Origin of the sequence: Microvirga tunisiensis (assembly GCF_009296175.1) — a bacterium.
GTDB classification, from domain to species: domain Bacteria; phylum Pseudomonadota; class Alphaproteobacteria; order Rhizobiales; family Beijerinckiaceae; genus Microvirga; species Microvirga tunisiensis.
The window spans coordinates 1-7,947 of record NZ_VOSK01000284.1; the positions used below are offsets into that span (position 1 = coordinate 1).

Genomic DNA, 7,947 nt, shown 5'->3' on the forward strand with positions numbered 1-7,947 from the left:
CTCCCCGCGCCGCCAATGCCTTGATAGTCATGCGAGCCTCCTGATCGAGCCGGCTCATGCGCTCCTCCGTGTCGTCCCGTGACACGGTAGGTCGACTTCAACCGGAGGCGACATCTCGTAAATCTGGCCGTCGCCTTACTCACACATTCGCGCGTCGCGCTACAGGGCGGGCCTGGTTACGGCCATGACGGTCTCGGCTTGGCCGGACCTGATCGTGGGTCTTGCCATTGCGGCGATGAATGCCGATGCCGCGCGGGAGGTCTGGACGACCGCCCGCGAGGAGCACCGGGCTGAAACGCCTTCAGCCTGAAGAACGTTGTCCTGCTCAAGTACCCCTAACGAAGGCAGGACCGCGACATGCTCACCAAAGCCGAATTGGATGCTCCGGCCCATCTGCAATACGAGCCGATTGGCACGACCGGCCAGGGCCATCCCAGCGACGTAAGGGAATTCGCCACCCTCCGCGAAGCCGTGCATTGGGCCATGAACAACGAGCCGCCAGCCGGCATGGAGGCCGTCATACGAGCCGCCTCCGGCGCGGTGCTGGGGCCGCGCCATCTGGAGGAGATCTGGTCGAGCCTGCAGGGACCTTAAATGAGTCGCTTATCGACCATTCAGGTCGTCATCATCGGCCTTGTGCCGGTGATCCCGATAGCCTAAAGCGCCGCGCCTCACCGCATCGAGATGGCCGGGACAAGCCCGGCCATGACGAGAAGTAGCGAATGTTCGGGCAAAAGCTCGTTTTAAATCCATCCCAGGCTCAGCGCTCCGACGGCGAGATAACGCCCCGTCTTGGCGAGCGCCACGAGAGGCACAAAGACCCGCAGGGGTTCCCGCATCACGCCCGCCACGATGGTGAGCGGATCGCCGACGATCGGCAGCCAGCTCAGAAGCAGCGTCCAGCGTCCGTACCGATGATACCAGCCTTCGGCCTTCGCCATTTGCTTGCGCTTCACCGGAAACCAGGGGCGATTCTCGAAATGGGCGAAGAAGCGGCCCAGGAACCAGTTCACGATGGAGCCGAGGATGTTGCCCACGCTCGCCACGAGAATGAGAAGCCACCAGGGATAATGCTCCGCCGCCAGCATGACGAAGAGCACGGCTTCGGACTGAAAAGGGAAGATGGTGGCCGAGAGAAAAGCGGCTGCAAACAGGGCGCCGTATTCGGCGAGATGCGGCATGAGGCGAGGATCACGTTGGACTGAGGACGGGCGGGTTCAAGGCTTTGCACGAAGGCGGAATGAAACGAGCCTTATCACGGTTCCTGGATGCCGCCGAGCTGACCCATCGAGCGCACCGGATCCAAAAGTGCAGATCCACTTTTGGATCCTATGCTCCAGGGATAGATCACCTATCGGCTCTCGTACGCCACCGCAGGCATGCCTCACCAACTCACAGCATCACATCCGGTCGCTGAACGTGCCGTGCTGAGCCCGCGGGTTGAGCCGCGCGAAGTCATCCCCTTTCACGTGAACCAGCGTGGCATGATCGCCGCCTTCGAAATAGACGTCCGGCTGCCGCTCCACGCTGTCTTCGACGATGACATCGAGGCCATAGCACGTGCCGACGGGCGGAATGGCGCCGCGATCGCAGTCGCGGAACACTTCGACGATCTCATCCTCGGATGCCAGACGCAGTTCCTGGCCCAGCTCCATCTTGAGATCGGACAGACGCAGATGATGCGACGCCGGCAGGACGGCGAGCATGTAGTTCTGCCCGTCGCTGAGCATGATGCCCTTGGCCAGCCGATCACCCGGCACATGCCCCGCATGGGCCGTGCCCAGCGACGTCATTGCCGGTTCGTGCTGGATCAGGTCGTAGCTGATGCCTTGATCGGACATGTAGCGTTGAAGGGTTGGTGCGATCGTCATGACAACCTCCTATGAGACGAGGACGCTCGCATGCCAGGAGGGCGGCTGTATTGACACACCGTCGCTTCGGGATGCGCGGCTGCTTGGAAACGCTTCGATGGTACACCCCTGACGGACCGGCTTCAATCGACTGACGGCTGCGGCCGCAAATAATGCCTGATGCGGCTGAGCTTCAACGCAGTCCTCCTGCACGGATACTTGCGCCTTCTTCCGAGGTTCACTACGAACAGCCTTTCCATTCCCTCAGGCTAAGTTCTCCATGCGTCTCTCGAGCGGAGGCGTCAGAAATTTCTTTCAGGAAGACCTCTCTTGGATCAGTTCGACGTTGTGGTGATCGGTGCCGGGGCCGCCGGGATGATGTGTGCGGTGGAGGCCGGAAAGCGCGGCCGTTCCGTGCTCGTCCTCGACCATGCCGCCAAGCCCGGCGAGAAGATCCGCATCTCCGGCGGTGGACGCTGCAACTTCACCAATCTCAATGCCGCGCCGGGAAATTTCATCTCGCAGAATCCAAGCTTCGCCATTTCGGCCCTGCGCCGCTACACGCAACGCGACTTCATCGCTCTCGTGGAGCGCTATGGCATCGCCTATCACGAGAAGACCTTGGGCCAGCTCTTCTGCGACGGCTCGTCGAAGCAGATCATCGATCTGCTGCTGAACGAGATGCGTCTGGGGAACGTGGAGCTTCGTCTCTCGACCTCCGTCGAGAGCATGGAGAAAGCACCGGAAGGATTTGCGCTGAAGCTTTCGCAGGGCACGGTGCAATGCCGTTCCGTCGTGGTGGCGACGGGCGGAAAGTCCATTCCGAAGATGGGCGCCACGGGGTTCGGCTACGATCTCGCGCAGCAATTCGGCTTGAAGATCGTCGAGACGCGGCCGGCTCTCGTGCCGCTTACCCTGGAGCCGACCTTGCTGGAGCGCCTTACGCCTCTGGCGGGCGTGTCGGTCGATGCGGTGGCGGGCTGCCGGAAGACCACGTTTGCCGAGGCCATGCTCTTCACCCATCGCGGCCTGAGCGGCCCCGCGATCCTGCAGATCTCCTCCTATTGGCGCGAGGGTGACGAGATCGTGCTCTCCATGTTGCCGGGCGTGAATCTCTTCGAAGAACTGCGCGCCGCCCGCGCGCAAAACGGCCGGCAGGCGCTCCAGACCGCTCTGTCCGCCTTCCTGCCCAAGCGCCTGGCACAACTGATCGCCGAGACGGAGAAGGGGCCGGCCAACCTTGCCGATTATTCCGACAAGAGGCTTCGTACCATCGACGAAGCCGTGAACCGCTGGCGTTTCAAGCCGGCCGGCTCGGAAGGTTACCGAACGGCCGAGGTGACGCTCGGCGGCGTCGATACCCGCGAACTCGACTCCAGGACAATGGAAGCCAAGGCGGTGCCCGGCCTCTACTTCATCGGCGAGGTGGTGGACGTCACCGGCTGGCTCGGCGGATATAACTTCCAATGGGCTTGGTCGTCCGGCTGGTGTGCCGGACAGGCGGTCTAACCGCAGCGACGATGGTGCCTCCGCAATTCTCGTTCCGGCCAGCCCGAAACCTGTGTTCTCCTGAAGCCCTGTGTTATGCTCGCGATCATTGGACCTCATCGGGGAGGGCTTCATGCAGTCGGGCATGCTTCTCATCTGGATCGGTGCGCTGCTGATCGTGGGCGGGATCGTGCTCGCGGCAGGTCAGGTTCTCTGGAAAGGGCGCCTGAGCGACCCGCATCGCATGGGCTCGACGGGATTGGGCGCGACCCTGGAGCCGCGGGAGCGGGTGCGCGCTCTTCATCCCAAACACCACTGGCCCAGCATCGTCATGGTCGCGCTGGGAATCGTCCTCCTGCTGGCCGAGGCGGCCGTCTGACAGACCTGGGGACCACTCCCAAATCCCTTTGCGACAACCCGAAAGTAGTAGAGCGGGACGGTTTTTGCCGTCGGGTGCTTGCGTAAGGCCGCGGTTCGGGCAACGATCCGGGCATGAAGCCGCTCTCGATCCTCTTGGCTGCCGGCCTTCTCCTGACGCCCTTATCCGTCGGCGCCTCTCCCATGCTGCTGGTGGATGCGTCCACTGGCGACATTCTCGCCGCACAGGAGCCGACACGCTCCTGGCATCCGGCATCGCTCACCAAGATGATGACCGCCCATCTGGCGCTGACGGCCGTCAAATCGGGCCGGGTCAGCATGGACACGTCGATCGTCCTGAGCTCCAGGGCGACCGCCCAGGCGCCGACGAAGCTCGGTGTCCCGCCGGGCACGTCGCTTCGCTTGGAGGACGCACTCACGGTCATGATGGTCAAGAGCGCCAACGACGTGTCGTTCGCGATTGCGGAAACCATTGGCGGAAGCGAGGAGGCCTTCGTCTCGGCGATGAACCAGGAGGCGAGGCGCCTCGGAATGACCGGGACCCGGTTCGTCAATCCGACCGGCCTGCACGATGACCGACAGGTGACCAATGCGCGGGATATGGCCGTGCTGATGCTGGCGCTCCTGAGCTACCATGCCGATTACCTGGACCTCCTCAGGACGCCCTCCATTACGGTCAACGGGCGGATGCTCAAGAACACCAATAAGCTGGTCGAGGATTACACCGGTCTCGAGGCCTCGAAGACTGGCTTTGTATGCGCCTCCGGTTTCAATGTGACCGTCTCGGCCCTTCGTGGGAATCGGCGCGTCGTCGGCGTGGTTCTCGGATCGCCCAGCGCGGCGACACGGACGTTGGTCATGCGGGAACTCCTCAACACCGGCCTGTCGGAAGCGGCCAGTCCCGTCGGCAATCTCCGCACGATGAAGGCCGAAGCGCCGATGCCTGCTGCGGACCTGCGCCGTCTCAAGTGCGGGCGACAGGATCCTGCACGATTGGAGGCCAGGGCCGCCGGCAGCGTTGCGAAGCGTACGGAGGTTCAGCCGCTTCGTCCATGACCGAGGGGCTAAGGCTCGCAGTTGCACAATGCTTCGGCTCATGCCGGCACGAGACAAACCATCCGGTCGCTACAGCCGTGGCTGGCATATACGGATACAGTCGCCTGCTCCCACGCAGGTAAGTTACGGCGTCAAGCGACTGCAGAACACATCAGCAAGCAATAAGTCCTGCGCCTCTGGTGCGGACGGTCAACGGCAAAACAGATTGCCGGAGGCATCCCGGAACGTGCCATTGGGGCATGGGCTGCGCGGGGCCGTCGATGCTCCGACGATCGCGCCGCCGGCGGCACCGACGGCCGCTCCGGCCAAGGCTCCGCTCGTCCGGCCCGTTGCCGCTCCGCCGACCGCGGCACCAGTAACGCTGCCAAGGACCGCACCACCGGCCGCACGTTCTCCCGGTGTGGTGCAGGCTGCCATGGAAAGCATGAGCGTACTCGCCGCGATGGCCGTCATGATTGTCCACATCGCACTTTCCTTCCTCGGTTCTGGGTTTTGGACCCGGCTGCGGGCCACGGCATCGGCCTCAAAATTGGAACACACTTCTGGGATCCATCCGATGCTCAATCCTCAAGTAGCGCATTATGCGCAGCGGGAAACCACGTCGGCTTTTCGCTGACGCAGAGTTTCGGTTCCACGCGACACGCTCGGATCGGATACAGCCTCACCCGAGAGGCCGGATTTGGCTACTCGGGAAATCCCTGGTTTCCCGTGGTGCAAAGCCTGATCTATGGCCGCAGCAATCTCCCTTTTCTAGGGTTTCTCTCCCGTGATGGACAAGAGTTCATGCAACTCCGCTGCCACGACGGATGCTTCGAACCGTAGCAGGACTGAATATTCAGCCGAGCCTCATGAGAATCCCCGCACTGGCTCGGGGTAATACCTGATGGACGTATCAGCCATTCACTTTACTCTCCAGGGACTGTCGCTACAGGAGGAGGGGTCTCATGGCCGAGCTGGTAGTCGTTGGATTCGACAACCCGAATGATGCAGACCGTGTCCTGACCGAACTGACCCGACTGCAAAAGGAATATCTCATCGATCTGGAAGACGCCGTCGTCGCCATCCGCGGGGCGGACGGTGCTGTCCGGGTCAAGCAGAGCATGAATCTCGTGAAGCTCGGAGCGACCTCCGGCGGTCTGTCCGGCGCGATGTGGGGCAGCCTCATCGGGTTGCTGTTCCTCAATCCGCTCGCGGGTCTCGCCATCGGTGGCGCCGTCGGAGCAGGCTCGGGAGCCTTGTCCGGGAGCATGATCGACTACGGCATCAACGACGACTTCATCAAATCCATCGGCGAGACGCTTCAGCCCGACACCTCCGCCTTGTTCCTGCTGATCCGGAAATCGCAGCCCGAGAAGGTGCTGGCCGAGCTTTCAGGGTTCAAAGGGCGCGTCATACGTTCCTCGCTGTCGCCGGAACAGGAAGCAAAGCTCCAGGCCGCCCTGTCGCAGGCCCATGCGCCGAGTCCGGGCGAGGGCGTCGCGGCTGCAGGCGCAATGGCGGCGGAAACACCATAGACGGGTCCGGACGATCGAAGCGATCCGAATTTGCTCTTTCTGGGCTCCTGCCGGTGTATCGGGAAGGAGGCGGCAAGCTGCGTCTTTCAGTGGAGATGCAGAGCACTAGTTTACCGGCATGAGCGTTCTCAAGCCCTTCATGTTCGCACTCGTCTGTGTTTCGGGTAGCATGGTTTGGGATCCGACTGGCTCACAGGCATCGAGCGCGGTCCGGGTGTTCGGGAGCTGACGTGAGCGCTGAGATGTAGAGAGGGTGTTATGGCAATATCGTTGGACGCCGCGGCGGAAGTGTTCCGCGAAGCGATGCGGAATGCCGTCAAGCGTTATTCGCTATGGTATCTCATCGAGGGGCTACTTCTGATCGCAGCCGGCGTTCTTGCGATTGTCTATCCTATCTTTTCATCGACGGCAGTGATCGTTCTCCTCGGCTGGCTGTTGGTGATCAGCGGCCTGCTGCAGGCGCTCAGTCTCATCAGCGCACGGCACGTGCCGCATTTCTGGCTGCAGCTGATCTCCATCTGTCTTGCCATGCTGATCGGCTTCCTGTTCCTGCGCGACCCGGAGCAGGGACTGACGACGATCACGCTCCTCCTCATCGTGTTCTTCATGATGGAAGGTATTTCCAAAGTGGTCTTCGCACTGACGATCCGGCCGTTTCCCAATTGGGGCTGGGTGCTGGGAAGCGGCATGGTCGGCATCGTGCTTTCACTCGTCCTCTGGGTGAATCTGCCGGTGACATCCGTATGGCTTTTGGGATTTCTGCTTGGCATGAATCTGATCAGCGTCGGCTCGGCGATTGCCTATCTCGCCTGGCAGGTGCGGATGAGCTGATGTCGGATCGTCGACGAGCCGGTCAGAACTGCCAGATCAACGGTACCAGGAAGACCGACACGACGAAGAACCAGATCAGCAGAGGCAATCCAAGCTTCCAGTAATCGCCAAACGCACCCCATCCCGGTCCCATGACCATCAGGTTCGTCGGCGTCGCGATAGGGGTCAGGAAAGCACCGGCTGTGGCGACCGCGATGCTCATGTGAACGGGGCGTGGTGAGATCCCCACGCTTATCGCGGCCGCCAATCCGATGGGAATGACGATCAATGCGGTCGCGGCATTGCTGATCAACTGGCCCATGATGGCGGTGAGCACGAAAAGGCAGGCAAGAGTATCGATAAAAGCCCTGGAGCAGCCCGGCAAAGTTCTGATCTGAAGTTTTTCTCACGCCTCCTGCATCAGAAAGGATGGTCACCTCTTCCGAATGGCTCTGTCACAGGACCACGGAGAAGGGCGGAGGAAGCGTGATCGGCACTTGGCTGAGGCGGATTTCATCTCCCTGCAGAACGAGGCTCATTGGGGATGCAGCGATCAGCCGATTGCCCCTGATGCGAACTCTCGGTATCGTATAACGAAATCGCGTTTCGGCGTACCCACTCCGGAACCGTCGAGACAGAGTGTCTCTGAGATCCTGGCAAGCGCCGTGACGATGGGCGGCAACGGATAGAGCCACTGATCTTCGACGCTAGTGTTCTGTCACTGACGAGTGATTCCGAAATCCGATCCGACGTGCGATCCTGCTCTGATGGGCAAGATCGAACGCATTGAGGTTCCCGCCGCTGATCGAGATCGCTTGGAGAGCTTGGTCGGTGACCGCAACACATCCCAG

9 protein-coding genes and 2 pseudogenes are annotated in these 7,947 nt (G+C 61.6%); 7 read left to right on the forward strand and 4 right to left on the reverse strand.

Annotated features, from left to right (window positions below; translation table 11 throughout):
• Positions 1-166 precede the first annotated feature (166 nt).
• A pseudogene (locus tag FS320_RS33810) lies at positions 167-310 on the forward strand (cation transporter); the annotation flags it as partial.
• A gap of 47 nt (positions 311-357) precedes the next feature.
• On the forward strand, positions 358-594 hold the full coding sequence (locus tag FS320_RS33815; protein WP_152716783.1) for a hypothetical protein: 237 nt from the start codon (positions 358-360) through the stop codon (positions 592-594).
• Between the two features lie 149 nt (positions 595-743).
• On the opposite strand, the gene FS320_RS33820 is transcribed toward FS320_RS33815, so the two are convergent.
• Both FS320_RS33820 and FS320_RS33825 read right to left on the reverse strand, forming a co-directional pair.
• On the reverse strand, positions 744-1,181 hold the full coding sequence (locus FS320_RS33820) for a YqaA family protein (RefSeq protein WP_152716784.1): 438 nt from the start codon (positions 1,179-1,181) through the stop codon (positions 744-746).
• 219 nt (positions 1,182-1,400) lie between these two features.
• Positions 1,401-1,871 (reverse strand): aminoacyl-tRNA deacylase, encoded by a 471-nt coding sequence (locus tag FS320_RS33825; RefSeq protein WP_152716785.1) that lies wholly within the window; start codon positions 1,869-1,871, stop codon positions 1,401-1,403.
• Positions 1,872-2,180: 309 nt separating this feature from the next.
• Between FS320_RS33825 and FS320_RS33830 the strand changes: the two genes are divergently transcribed.
• From FS320_RS33830 to FS320_RS33840, 3 genes are all read left to right on the forward strand, one after another.
• Complete coding sequence (locus FS320_RS33830) at positions 2,181-3,359, forward strand: BaiN/RdsA family NAD(P)/FAD-dependent oxidoreductase (protein ID WP_152716786.1); 1,179 nt, start codon at positions 2,181-2,183, stop codon at positions 3,357-3,359.
• A 112-nt stretch (positions 3,360-3,471) separates the two neighbouring features.
• Entirely contained in the window at positions 3,472-3,717 is a 246-nt protein-coding gene (locus FS320_RS33835) for a hypothetical protein (RefSeq protein WP_152716787.1), read from the forward strand.
• Positions 3,718-3,830: 113 nt separating this feature from the next.
• Positions 3,831-4,772, forward strand: a complete 942-nt coding sequence (locus FS320_RS33840; protein WP_152716788.1) for a D-alanyl-D-alanine carboxypeptidase family protein — start codon at positions 3,831-3,833, stop codon at positions 4,770-4,772.
• 189 nt (positions 4,773-4,961) lie between these two features.
• Here the strand turns inward: FS320_RS33840 and FS320_RS33845 are convergent, their stop codons facing one another.
• Positions 4,962-5,237: a glycine zipper domain-containing protein gene (locus FS320_RS33845; RefSeq protein WP_152716789.1), complete on the reverse strand. Its 276-nt coding sequence runs from the start codon at positions 5,235-5,237 to the stop codon at positions 4,962-4,964.
• 479 nt (positions 5,238-5,716) lie between these two features.
• Between FS320_RS33845 and FS320_RS33850 the strand changes: the two genes are divergently transcribed.
• Positions 5,717-6,286: a DUF1269 domain-containing protein gene (locus FS320_RS33850; RefSeq protein ID WP_152716790.1), complete on the forward strand. Its 570-nt coding sequence runs from the start codon at positions 5,717-5,719 to the stop codon at positions 6,284-6,286.
• Between the two features lie 270 nt (positions 6,287-6,556).
• Entirely contained in the window at positions 6,557-7,117 is a 561-nt protein-coding gene (locus FS320_RS33855) for an HdeD family acid-resistance protein (protein WP_244627561.1), read from the forward strand.
• Positions 7,118-7,139: 22 nt separating this feature from the next.
• Here the strand turns inward: FS320_RS33855 and FS320_RS33860 are convergent.
• Positions 7,140-7,448: pseudogene (locus FS320_RS33860) on the reverse strand (anion permease); the annotation flags it as partial.
• Positions 7,449-7,947: the final 499 nt, after the last annotated feature.